Raw genomic sequence first — 20,118 nt, forward strand, 5'->3', positions numbered from 1 at the left:
AGCAGTTGTGCCGATGAGTGATTTTCCTGCTATTCAAAGTCATTTAGGTGACTATGTTTCTGATTTTGTCGATTTTCTGGACAATGCCCTGGCGGGTTTGTTTGATTTTATCTTTTTTATATCTTCCCGGACCATCAATGGTATTGAAGCGTTTTTAGATTTTTTGCCATGGTGGTTGTTCCTCGTTCTCATCTTTTTACTGGGCTGGTATTTTAAATCCCTCTGGTCCGGCTTGTTGTATGCTTTCTTTATTTTCTTAGTCGGAACTTTTGGGTTATGGGAAGAAATGATGATGACGATTTCGATTGTACTGTCTGCCGTTATCATCTGTTTGGTCATCGGTATCCCTCTCGGGGTCTGGATGGCCTTTAGCAAAGGGTTTTCCACGGTAATGCGCCCATTCTTGGACGCGATGCAGACAATGCCGAGTTTCGTGTACCTGATCCCTGCCATCTTTTTCTTTGGACTTGGTAATGTATCGGCTATTTTTGCCACATTGATTTACGCACTGCCGCCGGTCATCCGTTTGACGGAACTGGCAATACGAGGAGTGGATCCGGAAGTAGTCGAATCGGCTCAATCTTTCGGATCTTCCAGATGGCAAATGCTGACCAAAGTACAGCTGCCGCAAGCTCTGCCTACAATCATGGCCGGGGTCAATCAGACGACGATGATGGCGCTCGCCATGGTCGTTATCGCCTCGATGGTTGGTGCGCAAGGTTTGGGAGAGCAAGTCCTGATTTCGATCAATCGAATCGATATTGCGCTCGGATTTGAAGCCGGTATCAGTATCGTGTTCCTGGCAATTATTATCGACCGTGTCACTGGCGGTGTTGCAGATCGTTTCCAGAAGCATAGGAGGGCAAAGTAATGGCGAACAGTAAAGTGAAAATCGACCATGTTTCCAAGATTTTTGGTTCCAAACCGAAATCGGTGATTCCGCAGGTGAAAAACGGTAAATCGAAAGCGGAAATATTGGAAGAGACGGGGCATACGGTCGGTGTTTATGATGCATCGATGGAAATCGAGGAAGGGGAAATATTCGTGATCATGGGGCTGTCGGGAAGCGGCAAATCAACACTTATCCGTTGCTTCAATCTCTTGAATAAACCGACAGATGGTTCGATTTATGTGGATGGAGAAAATATTGTGGAATATAATTCCTCCCAATTGAAAAAATTCCGTCAGGATAAAATCGCCATGGTTTTTCAGCATTTCGGGTTATTCGACCACCGAACGGTTCTGGAAAATATCGAGTATGGTTTGGAAATAAAAAATGTGTCAAAAGAAAAACGACGGCAAATCGCCAGAGAAAACCTGGAAGTAGTCGGATTGAAAGGTTACGAAGATAAGTATCCCGATGAGCTTTCCGGCGGTATGCAGCAGCGTGTTGGCTTGGCCCGTGCGTTGGCCAATGATCCTGATATATTGTTGATGGATGAACCATTCAGTGCTTTAGATCCACTGATCAGAAGGGAAATGCAGCTTGAACTGCTGGATATCCAGGAACGGCTCAAAAAGACGATCATTTTCATCACCCACGATGTCAATGAGGCATTTAAACTCGGTGACCGGGTCGCTGTCATGAAAGATGGGAAAGTAGTGCAAATCGGTACCCCGGAAACCATCCTGGAAAGTCCGGCCAATGATTATATCTCTGATTTCATTAAAGATATCGACCGATCGAAAATTCTTCAGGCTGAAAATGTCATGATTAAACCGAACGCCCTTGTCTCCTTGAAGGATGGATTGAAGGTTGCCATCAAAGAAATGGAGGAAAACGGTATATCCAGCGTTTTTGTTGTCGACCGCAGCAGGAATCTGCAAGGGATCGTTACAATCGATGATGCCATCGAGGGTATCAAGGAAAAGAAGAGCCTCGAAGACGTACTCAATCAGGATGTAACGACAGTGGGCAAAGATGAGTATGTCAATGACATTATTCCGAAGGCGCTTGAATCCAAGTATCCGCTGGCAGTGACAAGCGGGAACGGCAGGCTGGAAGGCTTCATTCTAAGGGTCCATGTTTTGTCCGGACTTGTCGCGGAAGAAGTTAACGAAAGCACGGAATATCACGGTTGATTGCCTGAAAGAATGATTCGGATAACACGTCAGGATTGCGGCTTGCAGAGAACCTAAAGGTTTTTTGCAAGCTTTTTTATGAAGGATAGAATCGACATGGCTACGAAGCCGATTCGTGCTTCTTTTCTTCCATTCCCTGTTTCGTTAGAATGAGGACAGAAGAGCAAATCAATATAGGAAGGGGATAACAAATGGGTTTGGAAACGACGACAAAGCTGAAGAACGGTGTGGAAATTCCTTCGGTCGGCCTTGGTGTCTATAAGGTCGAAGAGGGGGAGCAGGTATATGAATCAGTTAAATCTGCCTTGGAAATCGGATACCGCCACATTGACACCGCTTCTTTTTACCAAAATGAAGAAGGGGTCGGACGTGCTGTGAAAGACAGTGGCATCCCACGAGACGAAATTTTTATTACTACGAAAGTGTGGAACAACGAGCAAGGCTTCACGGAAGCCTTGGAGGCATTCAACCGCAGCCTGACCAAACTCGGGACGGATTATATCGATTTGTATCTAATACATTGGCCGGTACCTGACAAATACAAGGATACTTGGCGTGCTTTGGAAAAAATATATCGCGATGGAAAGGCACGAGCCATAGGAGTAAGCAACTTCTTGCCACACCATTTGGATGATTTGATGCGAGATGCGGAAATCCGACCGATGGTCAATCAAATAGAACATCATCCCAAGCTGGCCCAAACCGAAACAAGAAAGTTTTGCCGGGATCACGAAATTGCTGTGGAAGCTTGGTCGCCGATAGGAAAAGCAACTTACTTGGATGAACCGCTGCTTTGTGACTTGGCCGAAAAGTATGGCAAAACAGCAGCCCAAGTCGTTCTTCGCTGGCATTATCAGAATGGAACGATCATCATCCCGAAATCCACCCGGGCAAGCAGACAACGGGAAAACGCGTCCATTTTTGACTTTGAGCTTTCCGGCACGGAAATGGAAAAGATAGACGGGTTGGATCAGGACCACCGGCTCGGCGCTCATCCAGACCATTTTAACTATGGATAAAAGAAAAGAGACCGGGACAAAAGCATAATAAGGAAAAGAAGTACTCCTGGTCTCCATGCGGCTTCGCTTTCTATCCGCAAGGACATGAGGCAAAACGGAAAACACACCATAAGAAGGTATCTCCATCCAACGGAGGCAGGGTACATAGACTCCAGTGGAATGAGCGCGAGCTGAAGATCCACTTGGCAAAGCGATATTCTTTGCCAATTTAGCTGAAGCCGTGTCCGCGGAAAGCGAAGTACCTTGCCGGAGTGGAAAGTTGCACTTTTATAGGGTAGAACGTTTAGCTTTTTGCTCATCAAAAAAACCGAACGAATGATGGATCGTTCGGTTTTCATTTTGGTCACGATGCTTTTGTAACAGACTCTTTTTTAATCGATAATCCCTTGTCGGATAATGTTGACGTTGAGGTTCAAGTCCAATTTCATTTCCGGTAAAAGATTGCGCCACTCCTCCTGGGTGGTCGGGTGCTTTGCGTTATAGATGCTGCCGAATCCAATAGGATCAACCTTCAGTTCCCGGAATTTATCGAGTAACTGGTTGATCTGCCGATTTATATCTTTTTCAATCGCTTTTTCCAGTTTTTTGACGACTTCTTCTTTATCCAACTCCAGCTGTTCGGAAATTTCGAGCAGTCGTGCCTGTACCTTAATATCGGATTGGAAGCGCAACTCTTCTTTTGAGACCAATTTGATGGAGTTATGGCTCCGCAGTTCACTTAGGGAAAGAAACAAGGACTCCTCTTCCCGTTGGTCGGTATCCTTTTGACGGATGTTTTCAAATTCTTCAATTGGCAACGAAAGCTCAATGCGGCCGGATTGGTACCGACCTGAAAGGAGCTTGATAAAAAAGCCTTCTTCGATGGAAATATCTCCGGCATAGGTTTCATCACGAAACAGCGCCATTCGTTCGATACTGGGCATATGCTCGACCACACTTATCAGCGGAAGAACCGGATCGCTTCCGATGTCGTAGTATTTATGCATGAAATCCCTTAACGTGGTCCGGATCAAAATTTCCTGATCGACATTTGTATCGATCAATTGGTATAAGTGGTTTCCGACGTTGGTCGTGCTCCGTTGGAACACTTCATGCAATACGTCTCCTGCTGCCTGGTCAGCAACGGCCAAAAACATCGTATCGGTAATTTTCGCATCACGTACGAGTGTATCGAGGATACTCGCCACTCCTTTTTCTGCCAGTGGTCTGCCCATCATCAGGACACGGAGTTTTCCTGGAACGAGCTGGAAGTTTGATTTGACGTTGGCTTTTTCACGTGCCCCTTTTAAGGTTTTCGCTTTGGAAGAGATAATTTCATTGATGTTTTTCGCATTGGGATCGAACTGAAAATACACGTACGTGGTGTTCAATGCCTGGCTGTCCTCATTGTCGGAGTCCACCCCGATGGTGTTGATGATGCCGAGACGTTCAATCGGGTAGGCGGGAGCACACCCGGCGGAAAGTAACAGGAAGATAGATACAAGAATAAGCCGCTTCACGTTTTTGCACCTGCCTTTTTGCTTTTCTTCCATTTCCCCTTTAGCCAGACCATTGGCAACAATATAATCGGATAGACAAAGGCTATCCAGAAACCGGAAGCAGCCACACCATTGATGAACTGAAGGATAAAATATTCATGCTTGGTAATGCCGGCGCCAATTAACAACAGAATAGCAACCACCATAAGAACTTTTCGCTGTTGAACATGATAAAGCCTCTTGGTGATATGGGAAATCATCCAGGCCAGCAAAATCATGTTCGGAAGGATGACCATCATCCATTCTGTGACGACTAATACATCGAAACGGCCCACGACGGAGTACTCCACAATTTTGAACAAGACGAGCACCGGCCATATCTGTTCCGGCAATTCCCCTGGACTGAAGTAACCGATGCTGATGACAGTCACTAGCAGAATTAAGAAGGTGGTCATTCCCAATCCTAAATGTGTTGCCAGTTTTGCTTTTTCTTTATTGGAAATGAACGGGTAAATGAAAAACAGGATTTCCATCCCAAGGTAGGAATAAGACGTATGCCGTGCACCTTGCAGCAATTCCAAGGGGGATGCCGAGAGGAACGGTTGAAAATGGGTTATTTCCATATAGGTGACCGATTTATACAAAAAAACGAGCAGCCATAAGGATAGAAAAAAGAAAATGAAGGTAATGCCTACCGCAACCCGCAAACCGCTCATGACTGCATAGACAATCAGCAATACCAATACACTAGCTAACACCCAGGCGCTCAACCTTGGAAAAATAAAAGTTTGAACTACTTGAATATAATCCATTGTCACGCTCAGCAATACAAAAAAGAAGTAGATAATGTAAATGGTACCAAGAAGTTTGCCAATCCATTTGCCGAATAAATCGGTCTGCACTCCCAATATATCGGTGTTTTCGTAATGATTCAAAATGGCAAACATCGCAGCCAGTACAATGTGGACCAGGACTCCGGCAATGAGTACCGAAATCCAGGCATCTTGTTTGGATTGCATGTAAATATAACGGGGCACCCCCATGATTCCGGAACCAGTTTGAATACTGGTCATGATGAAGAAAAGGTAAAAGGCTTTGATTCGCATAGTCGGTTTGATCGTCAAATTTGTCGGATTCACCTTTCTCCCTCCTATTCATCAATGTCCTTCATTTTTCTCGATTTTTTCTTAGGAAAGCGAATCATGTCCTGGGGTTTGTAAGAGTAGCTGCGTTTAAAGTTAAAATAGTATGGTAGCCGGTAAAATGTTTTACTAAAGTCTTTGCCGACAAACGGGTACATCGGCAGCAAGTAGGGTCTGCCCAGGGAAGTGATTTTTAGCAGATGGATAATTAAAAAACAAATACTTGCCATGATGCCGATCAATCCCAAAATACCGCTCATCAAAATCAAAGGAAAGCGAATCACTCTTATGGTGGAACCAATTAAGTAACTTGGCGCTGTAAAAGAAGCGAGTGCGCTTATGGCAACTACGATAATCAGTATGTTACTGGTCAATCCAGCCGCAACAGCTGCCTGTCCGACAACAATACCGCCGACAATCCCGATGGTTTGCCCCACTTTTGTCGGAAGCCTTGCCCCCGCCTCGCGCAGCAGTTCAATCAACAGTTCTAACAATAATGCTTCAAATACGGGTGGAAAAGGGACAGCAGCCCTGGAAGATCCGAGTGTTGTCAACAGAGGTGTCGGAATGACTTCATAATGAAAAGTAATCGCTGCAACATATGCAGGTGTCAATAAGGCCGAGATAATCAAGGCGAAAAACCGAAGAATTCGGATAAAGGAACCGACATTCCAGCGCATATATACATCTTCCGTGGACTCAAAAAAGCTGAATAAAGAAGTCGGAGCCATGATCCCGGTCGGGCTTTTGTCGACTAACACACCGACTCTGCCTTTTGTCAGTGAATAGCTGAACCTGCTTGGCAATTCTGTTTGATAAAACTGCGGGAATATCGAGGTGGATGAATCCTCGATATAATAAGTAAGCGGCGTCGCGTCTTCAATTCTATCTACGACTAGATCCTGCAACCGCTGGCGCATCGTCTGTACATCTTCTTTATTGGCTAATGATTTTAAATACATTAGCCGGATTTCGGTGGGAACCCGTTCGCCGATGATCATTTTTTCGGTTACCAAATCCCCGGTGTTCACCCGCCATCGAACCAGGTTGATGTTGGTGGTCAATGATTCTGTAAAGGAATCTTGCGGACCGAGAACGGTAGATTCCTTGTCGGACTTATCCACCTGTCTTTTTTGCTGGTCGGGGATAGGATAGGTAAGCAGTTCTGTTTCATTTTCGATGTAAATGCCGACAGATCCCATGATAAGAGCATCTACAATTTCCTCCATTTTTGTTTGTGCGACACTATTACCCAAAGGAAGCGCATTGCTCAGTTTTTCTGAAGTCCATTGCTTATCTCCTTCAAGCAAAGGCGTCAATATATGATTGTTTAATTGCTGTTTTTTGACGATGATGCTGATATAAAAAACGAGCATGCGTTGGCTTCCGGTTTCAAACTCTTGCATTTGAAAGTCCGGGTTGTTATGCATCGCTTCCTGCAAGTTTGTCTTTAAATTTTCAATAGAAGAAGGAAGCAGCTCCTTTGATTTGCCCCTCCGGGATCCACGCTTTTTCATCACGATTCCTCCACCAAAACAATTGCTTTTAGTATGCGGATAAACAACAAAATTATGAAGAAAAGCGAAAAACTTGCTGGAGCTCGTACAGAGACGGTGGAAGTCGAGCTAATCGGGCCGTTCGTAGCCAGGCAAGATAAGCAAAGGCGGAACAATGAAATGAAGGGCAGGGAGGATGTACGAAAAAGAAAAACTGCCGGGGTGGCCGGCAGTTTCGTTACGACGAGATAGAGTCTTAAAAACCATATACAATGACGTCAAGTTTTCCGGTGGAAGGATCGACTATTAAGCCATGTACCGGTGTATCTTCGGGTAAAAGCGGGTGATTTTCGATGGTGCTGACACTAGTTCTCACCATTTCCTCTACTTGTTGACTGCCATTGAGCCATTCAGCGAGGCCTTTGTTATTATTGAAACCCTCCATCGATTCCTCGCTCACTCCCTGCAGCTTCATCCTCTCTATCGCGGCTTCCGCGTCAAAATCCTTCATCCAGCAACCATAATGTCCGATGACAAATATTTCATCGGCCCTTCGCTCGTATACAGCTATAAGCAAGCTGCGCATCACACTGTCATAAGGGTCGGAAACAAAACCGCCAGCATTTTTGATCATTTCGACATCTCCGTCTTGCAGGTCGAGTGCATTCCTTAGAAGAGATTCGATCTGTGGTTCCATACAGGTCAAAACTACAGCATTCTTATTGGGATAAAGGGATGGTTCCCTTATTGGTTGGCCATCTTCTACAAATTTTCGATTATATTCCAGCATGTTTTCTAGCAGCATAAATGTCACCCTTTCTGACATTAAAATAACTGTAGATGGGTGGAATTTCAATAAAAACATCCTACAAAAGTATTGTTTTCAGAAAACTTGCCCGCATATCCTTTTATTGCGCCAGTGTGTATGTTACAGTGATTTAAATAGTAATTGTAATACCACCACGTCATTGCGAAAAAAGTTTTAAAACTTCGTTTTACCTCACATTATGCAAAATTTTGATTCAAGCACCCCCTTTTATTTCAAAAAGAATACGAATAAGAGTATAGTAAATAATGGGTCCTAAGGAAAGGGTGAGATGATGGAAGAGATGACAAGAAAGTGCCGGTTATGCCAAAAACCGATGCCACCATCACCGTTTATGACATGTCCTGCTTGTTTAGCGGATAGCGAGAAGGTGAAAACGTACATCCTGAAACATCCGCATGTGACCCCTGAGAAAATAGCAGAAGCAACCGAAGTCCCTTTGGACAAGGTGTCTCATATGGTTAAGTTAGGTGTCAATTCCAAATAGTAATTTAAAAGAGGCTGTGACAAAAGCATAGAAATCAATATAAAAACCGAACGATACCAAATCGTTCGGTTTTGCTTTGGTCGCCGTGCTTCTGTCCCGGCCCTTTTTTGTTGATTAGAAAGGATAAAATAAAAAGAATGACCTTTTCTTAAGCCAATCCATAAGATGACACAAAACCTTACGCCAAGACGTGTAGGAAGTCGACAACATGTGGCCTGTGCAGGTAGGTGTTGCCACAGGATGCATGGGAAATTTAGCTGTTCTCCTTTAAACCAGGGCTTGCTTATGTGTCGTTAAAAAAGGAGGCAAACTATCAGAAAAATAAAACAACAGGTTGACACACAATATTCACAATTATATAATAAGAAAGCATAAAACGAAGAAAGGAGGTCACAGACCATGAAAAAAGTAATGATTGTACGTCTCAAAAAACTTCATACGCCTGTGACCTTCTGGAAGCCTTATGTTTACTGATTAGTGAATTTTCTATACTACGGAAAGTACATAAGTATGTTTGGACGGTCACGAACAATCATTTCCGTGACTTTTTTTATTTATAGACACACGTCTGCGGATGTGTGTCTATTTTTTTACCGAATTTCAGATTTAAGCATGAGAAGAACTAAAAGCATTCGCCATAATCCGGCGATATGCTAAGTTTTTCTATCACTTGTAAAGGCCAAAAGGAAAAAAAGGAAACAAGTATAAGAAAAACTAAAAGCATTCGCCATAATTTGGCGATATGCTAAGTTTTTCTATCACTTGTAAAGGTCAAAAGGAAAAAAAGGAAACAAGTATAAGGAAAACTAAAAGCATTCGCCATAATTTGGCGATATGCTAAGTTTTTCTAACATATACATGTCAATTTTAGGAGGGGTTGTTGATGGGTGTTATGCAGCGTAAACAGGAAGTAGTAGGGGATTGGAAAGAGAGCGGTTAGCAAATCTATCGAAGAAAAGAAGCAGGTGACAAGTATGTTTAGTGTATTTTGGAAATTGGATTGGTTTTTTAAAAAGTATTGGAAAAGGTACAGTTTTGCGATTGTTGCATTGATCGCTGCGAGTCTGATTGACTTGATTCCGCCAAAGCTTGTGGGAATGGCGATTGATGAGATGCAGTTTCAAACGTTTGATTGGGACCGGATGGTTGAATTGCTATTGTTATATGGTTTGATCATCATTTCAAGTTATACCATTTCTTTCTTGTGGGATTATAACTTATTCGGCGGTGCTGCCATTATGGAAAAACTGATGCGGACTCGTCTGATGAACCACTTTCTGCGAATGACCCCCACTTTTTTCGGAAAGTACAGGACGGGCGACTTAATGGCGAGGAGCACCAATGACTTAAAGGCGATATCAATGACAACGGGCTTTGGCATCCTGACGCTGGTCGATTCTAGTATATTCATGTTGATGATCATCGCGGTAATGGGGTTTACTATCAGCTGGAAGCTGACCTTGGCAGCGCTTTTGCCACTGCCGATCATGGCTGTCGTCATGCAAAAATATGGAAATGTCATTCACGATCGATTTACCAAAGCCCAGCATGCATTCGGCGAAATGAATAATGAAGTACTGGAATCAATCCGCGGAGTAAGGGTGATCCGTGCTTTTGTTCAAGAGCAACAAGACGAACGGCGTTTCCAGACAATGACGTCTGATGTATATCAAAAGAATTTGGAAGTTGCCAAGATAGACGCGCTTTTCGAACCAACCATGAAAATTCTCGTCGGCTTATCCTATACGATCGGCTTAGGGTATGGTGCCATGCTGGTATTCCAAAATAATCTGACCATCGGCGAGCTTGTATCGTTCAATGTCTATTTAGGAATGCTGATTTGGCCTATGTTTGCTGTCGGTGAATTAATCAATGTCATGCAACGGGGAAATGCCTCCCTGGACCGGGTTCATGAGACACTGGGCTATCAGGCGGATGTACGGAATCCTATTCAACCATCGGGCGCACGTTCTCCGGAGTCGATTGTCTTTGACAAGGTAAGTTTCGCTTATCCAGACAGTGTGAAAGACAGTCTGCAGGCAATTGATTTCGAGGTGGAAAAAGGAGAGACAATCGGAGTTGTCGGAAAAACCGGGGCAGGCAAGTCGACCTTATTCAAACAATTGCTGCGCGAGTACCCGGGTCTGCGCGGTAATTTGCGGATTTCGGGAATTCCGATCGAGCAACTGAAGTTAGAGGATGTCCGCAGCTGGATTGGATACGTGCCTCAGGAGCAAATCCTGTTTTCCAAAACCATCCGGGAAAACATTCAATTCGGTAAACCGAATGCGACGGATGAGGAAATATTCCGTGTCATGGAAACAGCCCAGTTCTTGAAAGACATCGAAACACTTCCGAATGGTCTCGATACAATGGTAGGCGAGAGCGGCGTCACGTTATCAGGAGGGCAGAAACAGCGTGTGTCCTTAGCACGGGCTTTCATCAAGGATCCACAAATCCTAATCTTGGATGACGCTTTGTCGGCGGTTGACGGCAAGACAGAGGCTAACATCATTGATCATTTAAAACAGGTACGTAAGCATAAAACGACCTTTATCGCTGCTCACCGGTTGTCGGCGGTTGAACATGCTGATTTGATCATTGTCCTTGATGAGGGGAAAGTAGTTGAGAAAGGGACACATCAACAATTAATGGAGATCAATGGCTGGTATGCAGCACAATTTCAACTGCAACAGCTTGAAGAACAGGAGGTGATCTCCTAATGAAGAAATCAACGACAGAAAAAAAATTATTTCAATATGCGATGAAGTTCAAGAAAACCATCATACTAGGTCTTGTTTGTTTAGTTGTCGCTGTATCGCTTGAACTGGCCGGCCCGTTTATCGCCAAGCGCGTCATTGACGATCATATAACCGGCATTGAAACAACTTGGCATCAAGTAGAAAAACGGGATGATAAGTACACGGTTTCCTTCAATGGGGAGCATTACAAGCGTGAAGACCGCATGAAACAAGGGGAATCGTCTCTTGGTACAGTCAGTTTGATGCAGGTTGGCAGGTCCTACTATCTTACAGATAAAGAAGTCAGCCAAACCGGCACCCGCAGCATCGAGGACGGCTCCGTCATAGTAACAGGGCCGGAGGGAACCGAAGAAGCGGAAGTGCAAAAGTTGAGTGTTGCTGATTTGTATAACTTCTTCAAACCAGAGCAGTCACCGATTGTATGGCTTTTGAGTTTATACGTTTTGCTGCTGTTGATCGCGGCGATTTTTCAGTTTGGAAAGACCTACTTGCTGCAAAAAGCTTCAAACAGGGTAGTGGAAAAGATGCGCAACGATATCTTCAAGCATACACAAGAAGTGCCGATTCAGTATTACGTCAATCAGCCTGCCGGAAAAATCGTGGCCAGAGTGACCAATGATACGGAAGCGATCAGGGACTTATATGAACGTGTGCTGTCCGTATTTGTCACAAGTATCATTTACATGGCGGGAATATATATCGCGTTGTTCCTGTTGGACTTTCGTCTGGCAGCACTCTGTCTGATCTTGTTACCGGTCATTTATCTATGGATGAAAGTGTATAAATATTTTGGAACGAAATATAACAGAGTGGTCCGGTCAACGGTTAGTGACATCAACGGAAACATCAATGAATCGATTCATGGCATGCCCATAATCCAAGCATTTCAAAAAGAAGAACAGGTGAAAAATGAATTTGAAGAGATGAATGAACGGCATTTTGTGTACCAGCGAAAGCTTGTGAAGCTGAGTGCATTAACGTCGCACAATCTTGTCAATGTGTTGCGCAATCTCGCGTTCGTGGCATTCATCTGGTATTTCGGCTCTTCCTCGATCGGTCCGGAAAGTATTATCACAGCGGGCGTTTTGTATGCATTTGTCGATTATTTAACAAGGCTTTTCAATCCAGTAAATGACATTGTCAATCAGCTGCCGTTATTGGAGCAGGCGAGGGTGGCAGCGTCCAGGGTTTTTGAGTTGATGGAGCAGCAGGGAGAGGATGTCGAAACCGCACCAATCGAAAAATATAAAGGACATGTTCAGTTTCAGTCAGTCTGGTTTGCTTATGACGAAGAAGAATATGTTTTGAAGAATATCGATTTAGACATCCGACCGGGAGAAACGGCTGCCTTTGTCGGGCACACCGGGTCCGGGAAAAGCTCCATCATGAATTTGCTATTCAGGTTTTATGATCCACAGCAAGGAAACATTTTGATCGATGGCAAAAAGATTGCGAAGCTATCGAGACAGCAGGTAAGGAGCCATATGGGGATCGTATTGCAGGATCCGTTTCTTTTTACAGGTACCATTTTGTCGAATGTCACCATGAATGACCCGACTATTTCCCGGGAAATGGCGATAGATGCATTAAAGGCTGTCGGTGCTGATCGGTTCATCGAACGACTGCCAGGTCAATATGAGGAACCCGTCAAAGAGGACGGGAGCACATTCTCGATGGGAGAACGGCAGTTGATTTCCTTTGCCCGGGCCCTGGCATTCGATCCTTCCATCTTGATTCTTGATGAGGCTACAGCCAATATCGATACCGAAACGGAAAATGTTATCCAAAAGGCATTGAATGTACTGAAAGAGGGGCGAACGACCTTGATTATTGCCCATAGGCTTTCGACAATCCAGCAGGCAGATAACATCTTTGTCCTGGAGCATGGTACAATCAAAGAACAAGGCGACCATCAAAGTCTACTGGAACAGGCCGGCCTTTATTATCAAATGTATCAGATGCAGCAGGGCAGGCTGAAGGAACAGGTCGTTTAAGCAAGACGCGGAAGCGTGGGGTGTGTAAATGGCGAATTCAGAGGACCGCAAACAGGATATCATCGATAAGGATTTGTATGAAGAAATCCCGGAGGAAGAGCTGTTGGAAATCCTCGAAGAAGAAAAACGGAAATCTCGCGAGAAAGAACAGGAGGAGCGTGATCGACCAAAACGCCCGTTTCCGAAATATACGTTTTGGTTGATTGCAGCTGCCATGATGATAAATGTCATTGCTTTACTTCCGAATACTGTTTCGATACCTGCTGTCAACTTTTTGATTACCTCATCCAAGCTGTCGGCAAACGATGAAATCAGCAGCTATAAACCAGCGGTCGTGGTCATCGAAGCCGGCGATAGCCGGGGAACAGGGTTTTCCATTACGGAAGATGGACGGATTTTGACCAACCATCATGTGATTGAAGGGGAGAAACGGATCGTGGTTGCTTATCCGGAGGAAGGGCTTTTTAAAGCGGAAGTGGTTGCCGATTACCCTGACGTCGATTTAGCCGTGCTTCAGGTCGAAGGGGAGGATTTGCCGCACTTGGAATTAGCTGAAAGCAGCCGTTTTACCGAAGAAGAACATTTTTATTTTATAGGTAACCCGTTGCGGTTTCAGGGGATTGCCAATGAAGGCGAAATAATTGGTTATACACAGCTGCCTGATTGGGAAGAACGGGTGATGATGTTGAAAGCGCCTGTTTATCGAGGCAATAGCGGCAGTCCGGTTATCAATGAAGCTGGAAAAGTAATCGGTGTGGTGTTTGCTACGCTTGATGAGGAAAAACACGGAAAAGTCGGTCTGGCGGTTCCGATTGAATATTACCATGAACAACAATAAAGTTGCGGTCGGGACAGAAGCAGCTTGACCAAAAAAACCGAACGATTTGTTCGGTTTTTTAAATGGTGTACTTTGGGAAATTAGAGAGTGCTCCTTCTATCAATCCCGGCAAGTCCGTCAGCTCTTTTCGTCTGCATGCCCGCTGCGTTTTACATGGGTAAGACAAGGGTATTTGTAAAGAAAAAAGGAGGAATGATGATGCTTTACTATGCATCCTCTTTGAATGACTATCAATTAAAGGCAAGCGACGGTGAATTGGGGAAAGTAAAAGAATTGTTTTTTGACGATAAACAATGGGTGCTCCGTTACTTTGGAGTGGATACCAGGAAATGGCTGCCGGGCAAGAAAGTACTCTTATCCCCACGGTCTTTCCAGACAATCGATGACGAAAATCGGACAATCGAGCTGTCGAGCGATAAAGAAACGGTACGGAACAGCCCTTCGCTTGATGAGGGCTCTCCATTATCCAGAGAGTATGAAATGACCCTCACTCGATATTATGGGTGGGCACCATACTGGACAGGCGGACTGCTTTGGGGACGGCAGGATGTACCATTAGTTGGAGCAATCACCAATTCAGATCAGGCAAGGGATTTACCAGAGAATCGAGAAGAAACTCTGGCAGAAGAACTGACGCATAACTTACGAAATCTGGACGACTTGACAGATAAATTCACCGTTCATGCTTCAGATGGGAAAATCGGAACCATCGACGATGTTTTATTGGACGGGGAAAACTGGAAACTGCGCTACCTTGTCGTGAAAAATGGACAAGGCTTTTCTTGGGAATATTCATTGCTCTCCCCTGATTGGACGCAGTCGGTAGATTGGGTTGATTACAATCTGTACCTCGATGTCACCCAGGAAGCAGTGAAAAACGGTCCCGGAATTTCAGAGAAAAAGGAAATAACCAGGGAAACCGAACAAGAGCTGCACACGTCCTATGGCAAAAAGACCTATTGGACTTACTAATCAATTGGAATAAGCAATGCACCACCATCATCACGATTGGTGGTGCATTTTTTTGTCTGAAGAATCTTGAACGGGAGATTGTAACAGTAATTCTTTTAACATCAGTATGTTCTTCACTCTTTCCACGGATTTTGTAACTTCATGACAACTATTTAAACAAAATGTAATCTTCTTGTGATAGCTTCCTGTTTTCTGATTCGGTATCATTAATCATATTAAAGAATAATGGAGATTATCATGCAGAATAAATATAAACGAACAATACAACATAGCAAATTAAACAAAACACCCAGAAAAATACTGCGATATTCGAAATTTTTAAAGGCTGGAGGTGATGAGGGTTGATCACTCATCGCTCTGCTTCTGATAATAAACAACGTTTAGAAGATTTGATTGAAATGGTGCAGGAAGGAAACGAGGAAGTACAAAATAGCTTGTTGAAAGCGTATCAACCTTTCATCGCCAAAAGCGTTTCGGATGTGTGTAAACGATATATAGATCCTCAAATAGATGACGAATTCAGTGTCGGTCTGCTGGCATTCAACGAAGCCATGCTTTCTTATTCAGCTGATAAAGGCAGTTCGTTTTTGTCGTTTGCCCGACTTGTCGTGAAGCGCCGTGTCATCGATTATATCAGGCAGGAACAGACCAAGACTGCCGCCGCATCCATCGATGAGCCGTTAGAAGATGCCCAACTGGAAAATCCGTCTGAAGTGAATGCTGCCAAAGCAATTTACCAGGACCAAGTCGACAGTTGGTATCGGAGGGAAGAAATCAAAGATTTGCAAGATAAGCTCAAAGAATATAAATTGTCCTTTGAGGAGCTTACAGTTATTTCCCCGAAGCACCGTGATGCACGAGAGTCAGCCATCCGTGTAGCCAGAGTGCTTCATGAAAATGAGTTTCTGAGAAGTTATGTCCTTAAGAAAAGAAAAATTCCGATTAAAAATCTGGTCAATTATGTGGATGTCAGTAAAAAAACATTAGAGAGAAACAGAAAATTCATCCTTGCCATTTTTATTATTCTCAGTGGGGACTATATTTATTTAAAAGATTACTTAAAGGGGTTGGGTTAGTGAAAAGAGGAATCATCATGGAGCGGCACCGCCATTACATGATTGTAATGGATAGATATGGTGTATTCCACAAAGCTGAACCTGTTGCTTCTGCAGAGGTCGGCGCAGAGGTGGAGTATAAACCGATACAGAACGGCCGCTTCCATCGCTTTTTGTTAACTGGGAAGACAGTGAACAGGCGCACAAAAGTCGCTGTCATGACGGTCCTGGTCATGCTGATCACCCTTCCGTTATACGCTTGGTACAACGGGGACAAAGTGTATGCTTATGTCAATGTCGATATCAATCCAAGCGTGGAAATGGAAGTGGACGAAGCCATGAAGGTGAAAAGCATCAGACCGTTGAATGAAGATGCAGAGCAGATTCTGATCGAGATAGGATCATCCTGGGAAAATAAAACGGTAGAAGAGGTGACCACCCTTCTGATTGAGCAGGGAAAGAAAGACCGGCTTATCGACGGGGAAAACGTGGTGCTGATCGGGGTCAGTTACTTAGATGGGCAAAAGAAAGAAAAACATATTACCGATACACTGGATCAATTTTTTAATCAGCATCCACAAGAGGAACTTAGTGTCGCAACGTTCGAGGTGCCTGAGAAAATCCGTGAAGCTGCAAGATCCGAGCGTAAATCGATGAATGAATTGTTCGCAGAACAGGTCGATAAACAGGTGGAGTCCGATACGGAGGCATTGCAAATCGATGATCAGGAAAAAGAACTTATACAATCTTATTATAATAAAGATGATCACGAGGAAAAAGCTGACGAGCGGGATTCGACCGATACTTCAACAAATCATAGTGATAACCCAGCTGAAGCATCTGACGGTTCGAATGATTTTCAAAGCGATACAGTCAAACAAACAGCTGTCAAACAAAATGAAAACAATGATTTAGCAGTGAAACCGGATAACGGAAAACATGTAGACTCCCAAGAACAGGCAGAATCTCATCGGTCCAATACTCCTGAGGCATTGAAGAAAAAAACAAACAAACAGGGAATGAAACGACAAAAAGAATCAAGTCAAAAACATCGGATGAACAACAAAAGTAAACCGGAGCATTCCATACAACACACCCCGGCCGGACATCCGAACAAGAAAAATAATAAACGACCAGACAGAAAAAAACAAAGTGATCACCAGCAAATGAAACACGATAAAAACAACCATTCACCGGGACACGGTAATGGAAATAAGAACCGAAACGGTCAACGTCATGGTCATCATTAGACAAAAGCCCTTTTCCTTTATTAGGAAAAGGGCTTTTTTGAAAGGAAAACCGAAGCTGAGCACTACATGACCGGTAACGTGTGATTTAATTGGTTTTTGGTTGGTGATCTTTTCTTAATCAAGTACAATTAAACTATACAAAATTGCGGAGAGGGAGCTGCACAAATGGAGACAAGAAAACCGAGGATAGGGATTGTAGGGCTTGGGAATATCGCACAAAAAGCCTACCTGCCCATACTAATGAAGGAAACAGACTGGCAGATAGCGGGAGCCTACTCACCCGACAGGGCGAAACGGGAGAGATTGTGCCGTCATTTCCGGATCAACAGCTTCGATAGTTTGGCATCGCTGTCTTCCCAAAGTGACGCTGTATTTGTACATACATCCACAGATACGCATTTTGATATCGTTTCCTATTTACTTGGACAAGGTAAAGACGTATATGTCGATAAACCATTGGCCGCCAGCCTGGAGGAAGCAATCCGGCTAGCGGAATTAAGTGGAAAGACCGGCAGAAAACTGATGGTCGGTTTTAACCGAAGATTCGCCCCGCTGTACAGGAAAGCGAGACAATTGTCAGGTGGATTGAATTGGGTGCAAATGGAAAAGCACCGTGCGGACAACGTTGGGCCAGATTCATTCGCCTTCACGATGCTTGATGATTACTTGCATGCAATCGATACAATTCGCTGGTTGGCTGATAAAGCAGAAGTGAAAGTCACAGATTCTTTTACAAGGGAAAACGAATCCGGGCAGATGTTGTTTGCAAAACATTCATTCCAAACAGACGGACAGCATTTCACTGCGGCGATGCATCGCCGTGCCGGCACTAATTTGGAAAAACTGGAATTAGTGAATGAAAAATCGATAATCCGGGTAAATAATCTAAATACACTCCAGGTGGAAGCTGAAGGATGTCTATCGGAGAGTTATCCCCCCTCATGGGAAGACCTGTTGACGACTAAAGGGTTTACGGGAGCCGTTTCCCATTTCATTTCGGCGGTCGTGAATGATGAAGCCCCTGAAGTCGATGGTTGGGAAGCTCTAGAATCTCAACGGCTGCTTGATAAATTGATCATTAGGCATCAAGAAAGGTAACCGATCGTAATCAACCGCATCAAAGATAGAAAGGGTTCGATCTATATGTCCAAACTGGACTTGAAGCAATTCGAGAAAAAACTAATCGTACGCAACATTGTGGAAGAAGATATTCCGCAAATAGTAAAGCTGCAGGAATCCTGTTTCCCGCAAATGGATCCTTGGAAACCGGAGCATCTACAAAGTCACTTGGAACATTTTCCGGAGGGCCAGTTTTGTGTGGAATTGGATGGGGACATCATCGGAAGCTGTTCCAGTTTAATCATCAACTTTGATGAGTATGATGACAAGCATACGTGGGATGACATTACCGATGAGGGTTATATTACCAATCATGATCCTGAAGGGTACAATTTATATGGTATCGAGGTAATGGTTGATCCCGAATATCAGGGAATGAAAATCGGCAAACGCTTATATGAAGCACGGAAGGAACTGGCGAGAGAGTTAAATTTAAAAAGTATTATTATCGGGGGCCGGATTCCGAATTACCATAAGTATCAGGATCAGCTGACACCAAGGCAGTATGTCGAGGAAGTGATTGAGAAAAAGATATATGATCCGGTTCTGACATTTCAAATCATGAACGGGTTTACCGTTATGCGCATCAATCCAGGCTATCTGCCCGACGACGTACAGTCAGCCAAATATGCCACATTGATGGAATGGAACAATATCGATTACCGCGCGAAATCGAAACGGCATTTTAAGACGGCATATCCGGTGCGGATCACCGTGATTCAGTACATGATGAAAAATATCGAGTCCTTTGAAGAATTTGCCCGGCAAGCAGAGTATTATGTGGACGTGGCTTACGACTTTGGCTCTGATTTTGCCGTTTTCCCTGAAATTTTCACGACCCAGTTGATGTCATTCCTGGAGGAAAAGGTGCCATCCAAGGCTGTACGACGCTTGACCGAATACACAGAAGACTACATCGAGTTATTTACTTACTTGGCGATGAAATACAATATCAATATAGTCGGCGGCTCTCATTTCGTTGAAGAGGATGGTCATATTTATAACATCGCCTACCTATTCCGCAGAGACGGTACGATTGAAAAACAATACAAAATCCATGTTACTCCGAACGAAAGGAAATGGTGGGGCATACAGCCTGGCGACGCAGTAAAAGTGTTCGACACGGACTGTGGCAAAATCGCCATCCAGGTTTGCTATGATATCCAATTCCCTGAACTGACAAGATATGCGGTCGATCAGGGGGCGAACATTATCTTCGTGCCGTTTTGTACCGATGACCGGCAAGGGTATCTGCGTGTCAGATATTGTGCGCAAGCCCGTGCTGTCGAAAACCAAGTATATACAGTGATTGCCGGGACAGTGGGAAATTTGACGCAAGTTGAAAACATGGACATTCAGTATGCGCAATCGGGCATTTTCACTCCATCGGACTTTGAATTTGCCCGTGATGGGATCATTGGTGAATGCCACCCTAATATCGAAACAGTCGTGGTAGGGGACGTGGACTTGGAAATCTTGCGCAGGCAGCGTAAATCGGGTACAGTCCGGCAACTGCGTGATCGAAGACGGGACTTATTCGAAATCAATTATAAAAAATTGAATACCGGAGAAAACGATCAGAAGAAGGGATGATCATT

Annotated in this window: 17 protein-coding genes; 13 read left to right on the forward strand and 4 right to left on the reverse strand. The window is 44.1% G+C overall.

The genetic code is table 11. The annotated features are described in order from the left end of the window. The first annotated feature begins 13 nt into the window (after positions 1-13). The 3 genes from F6X55_RS01160 to F6X55_RS01170 all read left to right on the forward strand — a co-directional run bounded on the left by F6X55_RS01160 (position 14) and on the right by F6X55_RS01170 (position 3,101). A complete protein-coding gene (locus F6X55_RS01160) occupies positions 14-871 on the forward strand; it encodes an ABC transporter permease (RefSeq protein ID WP_026571857.1) in 858 nt (285 codons plus the stop codon). Beyond that, positions 871-2,082: a quaternary amine ABC transporter ATP-binding protein gene (locus tag F6X55_RS01165; RefSeq protein ID WP_026772432.1), complete on the forward strand. Its 1,212-nt coding sequence runs from the start codon at positions 871-873 to the stop codon at positions 2,080-2,082. The genes F6X55_RS01160 and F6X55_RS01165 overlap by 1 nt, the downstream gene beginning before the upstream one ends. Positions 2,083-2,273: 191 nt before the next feature. After that, on the forward strand, positions 2,274-3,101 hold the full coding sequence (locus F6X55_RS01170) for an aldo/keto reductase (RefSeq protein ID WP_153461586.1): 828 nt from the start codon (positions 2,274-2,276) through the stop codon (positions 3,099-3,101). 371 nt (positions 3,102-3,472) lie between these two features. Here the strand turns inward: F6X55_RS01170 and F6X55_RS01175 are convergent, their stop codons facing one another. The 3 genes from F6X55_RS01175 to F6X55_RS01185 are packed head-to-tail and all read right to left on the reverse strand — an operon-like array spanning position 3,473 to position 7,238. Further along, complete coding sequence (locus tag F6X55_RS01175) at positions 3,473-4,600, reverse strand: Ger(x)C family spore germination protein (RefSeq protein ID WP_237648572.1); 1,128 nt, start codon at positions 4,598-4,600, stop codon at positions 3,473-3,475. Then, positions 4,597-5,718 carry a GerAB/ArcD/ProY family transporter gene (locus F6X55_RS01180; protein ID WP_153461590.1) on the reverse strand — a complete coding sequence of 374 codons (1,122 nt, stop codon included), beginning with the start codon at positions 5,716-5,718 and terminating at the stop codon, positions 4,597-4,599. Before F6X55_RS01180 ends, F6X55_RS01175 begins: the two co-directional genes overlap by 4 nt. A gap of 11 nt (positions 5,719-5,729) precedes the next feature. After that, a complete protein-coding gene (locus F6X55_RS01185) occupies positions 5,730-7,238 on the reverse strand; it encodes a spore germination protein (RefSeq protein WP_153461592.1) in 1,509 nt (502 codons plus the stop codon). 54 nt (positions 7,239-7,292) lie between these two features. On the opposite strand from F6X55_RS01185, the gene F6X55_RS01190 reads away from it, so the two are divergent. Continuing rightward, entirely contained in the window at positions 7,293-7,469 is a 177-nt protein-coding gene (locus tag F6X55_RS01190; protein WP_153461594.1) for a hypothetical protein, read from the forward strand. 4 nt (positions 7,470-7,473) lie between these two features. On the opposite strand, the gene F6X55_RS01195 is transcribed toward F6X55_RS01190, so the two are convergent. Further along, positions 7,474-8,022, reverse strand: coding sequence for a beta-class carbonic anhydrase (locus F6X55_RS01195; protein ID WP_153461596.1), 549 nt, complete (start codon positions 8,020-8,022; stop codon positions 7,474-7,476). A gap of 292 nt (positions 8,023-8,314) precedes the next feature. On the opposite strand from F6X55_RS01195, the gene F6X55_RS01200 reads away from it, so the two are divergent. The 9 genes from F6X55_RS01200 to F6X55_RS01240 all read left to right on the forward strand — a co-directional run bounded on the left by F6X55_RS01200 (position 8,315) and on the right by F6X55_RS01240 (position 20,113). Then, the gene (locus tag F6X55_RS01200) at positions 8,315-8,530 is read left to right on the forward strand and encodes a hypothetical protein (RefSeq protein ID WP_237648573.1); all 216 of its coding nucleotides are present in this window, start codon (positions 8,315-8,317) and stop codon (positions 8,528-8,530) included. 974 nt (positions 8,531-9,504) lie between these two features. After that, positions 9,505-11,253 (forward strand): ABC transporter ATP-binding protein, encoded by a 1,749-nt coding sequence (locus F6X55_RS01205; RefSeq protein ID WP_153461600.1) that lies wholly within the window; start codon positions 9,505-9,507, stop codon positions 11,251-11,253. Beyond that, positions 11,253-13,286, forward strand: coding sequence for an ABC transporter ATP-binding protein (locus tag F6X55_RS01210; RefSeq protein ID WP_026772429.1), 2,034 nt, complete (start codon positions 11,253-11,255; stop codon positions 13,284-13,286). The genes F6X55_RS01205 and F6X55_RS01210 overlap by 1 nt, the downstream gene beginning before the upstream one ends. A gap of 28 nt (positions 13,287-13,314) precedes the next feature. Further along, entirely contained in the window at positions 13,315-14,124 is an 810-nt protein-coding gene (locus F6X55_RS01215; protein WP_026772428.1) for a S1C family serine protease, read from the forward strand. Positions 14,125-14,322: 198 nt separating this feature from the next. Beyond that, complete coding sequence (locus tag F6X55_RS01220; RefSeq protein WP_026772427.1) at positions 14,323-15,096, forward strand: PRC-barrel domain-containing protein; 774 nt, start codon at positions 14,323-14,325, stop codon at positions 15,094-15,096. A gap of 341 nt (positions 15,097-15,437) precedes the next feature. Continuing rightward, positions 15,438-16,172 carry an RNA polymerase sigma-I factor gene (gene sigI / locus F6X55_RS01225; protein WP_026571868.1) on the forward strand — a complete coding sequence of 245 codons (735 nt, stop codon included), beginning with the start codon at positions 15,438-15,440 and terminating at the stop codon, positions 16,170-16,172. Next, positions 16,172-17,401, forward strand: coding sequence for an anti-sigma-I factor RsgI family protein (locus F6X55_RS01230; RefSeq protein WP_153461604.1), 1,230 nt, complete (start codon positions 16,172-16,174; stop codon positions 17,399-17,401). Before sigI ends, F6X55_RS01230 begins: the two co-directional genes overlap by 1 nt. Positions 17,402-17,566: 165 nt before the next feature. Beyond that, positions 17,567-18,499 (forward strand): Gfo/Idh/MocA family protein, encoded by a 933-nt coding sequence (locus F6X55_RS01235; protein ID WP_153461606.1) that lies wholly within the window; start codon positions 17,567-17,569, stop codon positions 18,497-18,499. A 45-nt stretch (positions 18,500-18,544) separates the two neighbouring features. Then, positions 18,545-20,113 (forward strand): bifunctional GNAT family N-acetyltransferase/carbon-nitrogen hydrolase family protein, encoded by a 1,569-nt coding sequence (locus F6X55_RS01240; protein WP_026571871.1) that lies wholly within the window; start codon positions 18,545-18,547, stop codon positions 20,111-20,113. Positions 20,114-20,118: the final 5 nt, after the last annotated feature.

The sequence above is a fragment of the Sediminibacillus terrae genome (assembly GCF_009602435.1).
Lineage (GTDB): Bacteria > Bacillota > Bacilli > Bacillales > Amphibacillaceae > Sediminibacillus > Sediminibacillus terrae.

Bases quoted from the DNA above. Each gene is read 5' to 3' on its own strand.
- F6X55_RS01200 (WP_237648573.1), top strand. From the start codon at position 8,315: ATGATGGAAGAGATGACAAGAAAGTGCCGGTTATGCCAAAAACCGATG.
- F6X55_RS01160 (WP_026571857.1), top strand. From the start codon at position 14: ATGAGTGATTTTCCTGCTATTCAAAGTCATTTAGGTGACTATGTTTCT.
- F6X55_RS01235 (WP_153461606.1), top strand. From the start codon at position 17,567: ATGGAGACAAGAAAACCGAGGATAGGGATTGTAGGGCTTGGGAATATC.
- F6X55_RS01240 (WP_026571871.1), top strand. From the start codon at position 18,545: ATGTCCAAACTGGACTTGAAGCAATTCGAGAAAAAACTAATCGTACGC.
- F6X55_RS01215 (WP_026772428.1), top strand. From the start codon at position 13,315: ATGGCGAATTCAGAGGACCGCAAACAGGATATCATCGATAAGGATTTG.
- F6X55_RS01210 (WP_026772429.1), top strand. From the start codon at position 11,253: ATGAAGAAATCAACGACAGAAAAAAAATTATTTCAATATGCGATGAAG.
- F6X55_RS01185 (WP_153461592.1), bottom strand. From the start codon at position 7,238: ATGAAAAAGCGTGGATCCCGGAGGGGCAAATCAAAGGAGCTGCTTCCT.
- F6X55_RS01190 (WP_153461594.1), top strand. From the start codon at position 7,293: ATGAAGAAAAGCGAAAAACTTGCTGGAGCTCGTACAGAGACGGTGGAA.
- F6X55_RS01195 (WP_153461596.1), bottom strand. From the start codon at position 8,022: ATGCTGCTAGAAAACATGCTGGAATATAATCGAAAATTTGTAGAAGAT.
- F6X55_RS01165 (WP_026772432.1), top strand. From the start codon at position 871: ATGGCGAACAGTAAAGTGAAAATCGACCATGTTTCCAAGATTTTTGGT.
- F6X55_RS01220 (WP_026772427.1), top strand. From the start codon at position 14,323: ATGCTTTACTATGCATCCTCTTTGAATGACTATCAATTAAAGGCAAGC.
- F6X55_RS01170 (WP_153461586.1), top strand. From the start codon at position 2,274: ATGGGTTTGGAAACGACGACAAAGCTGAAGAACGGTGTGGAAATTCCT.
- F6X55_RS01205 (WP_153461600.1), top strand. From the start codon at position 9,505: ATGTTTAGTGTATTTTGGAAATTGGATTGGTTTTTTAAAAAGTATTGG.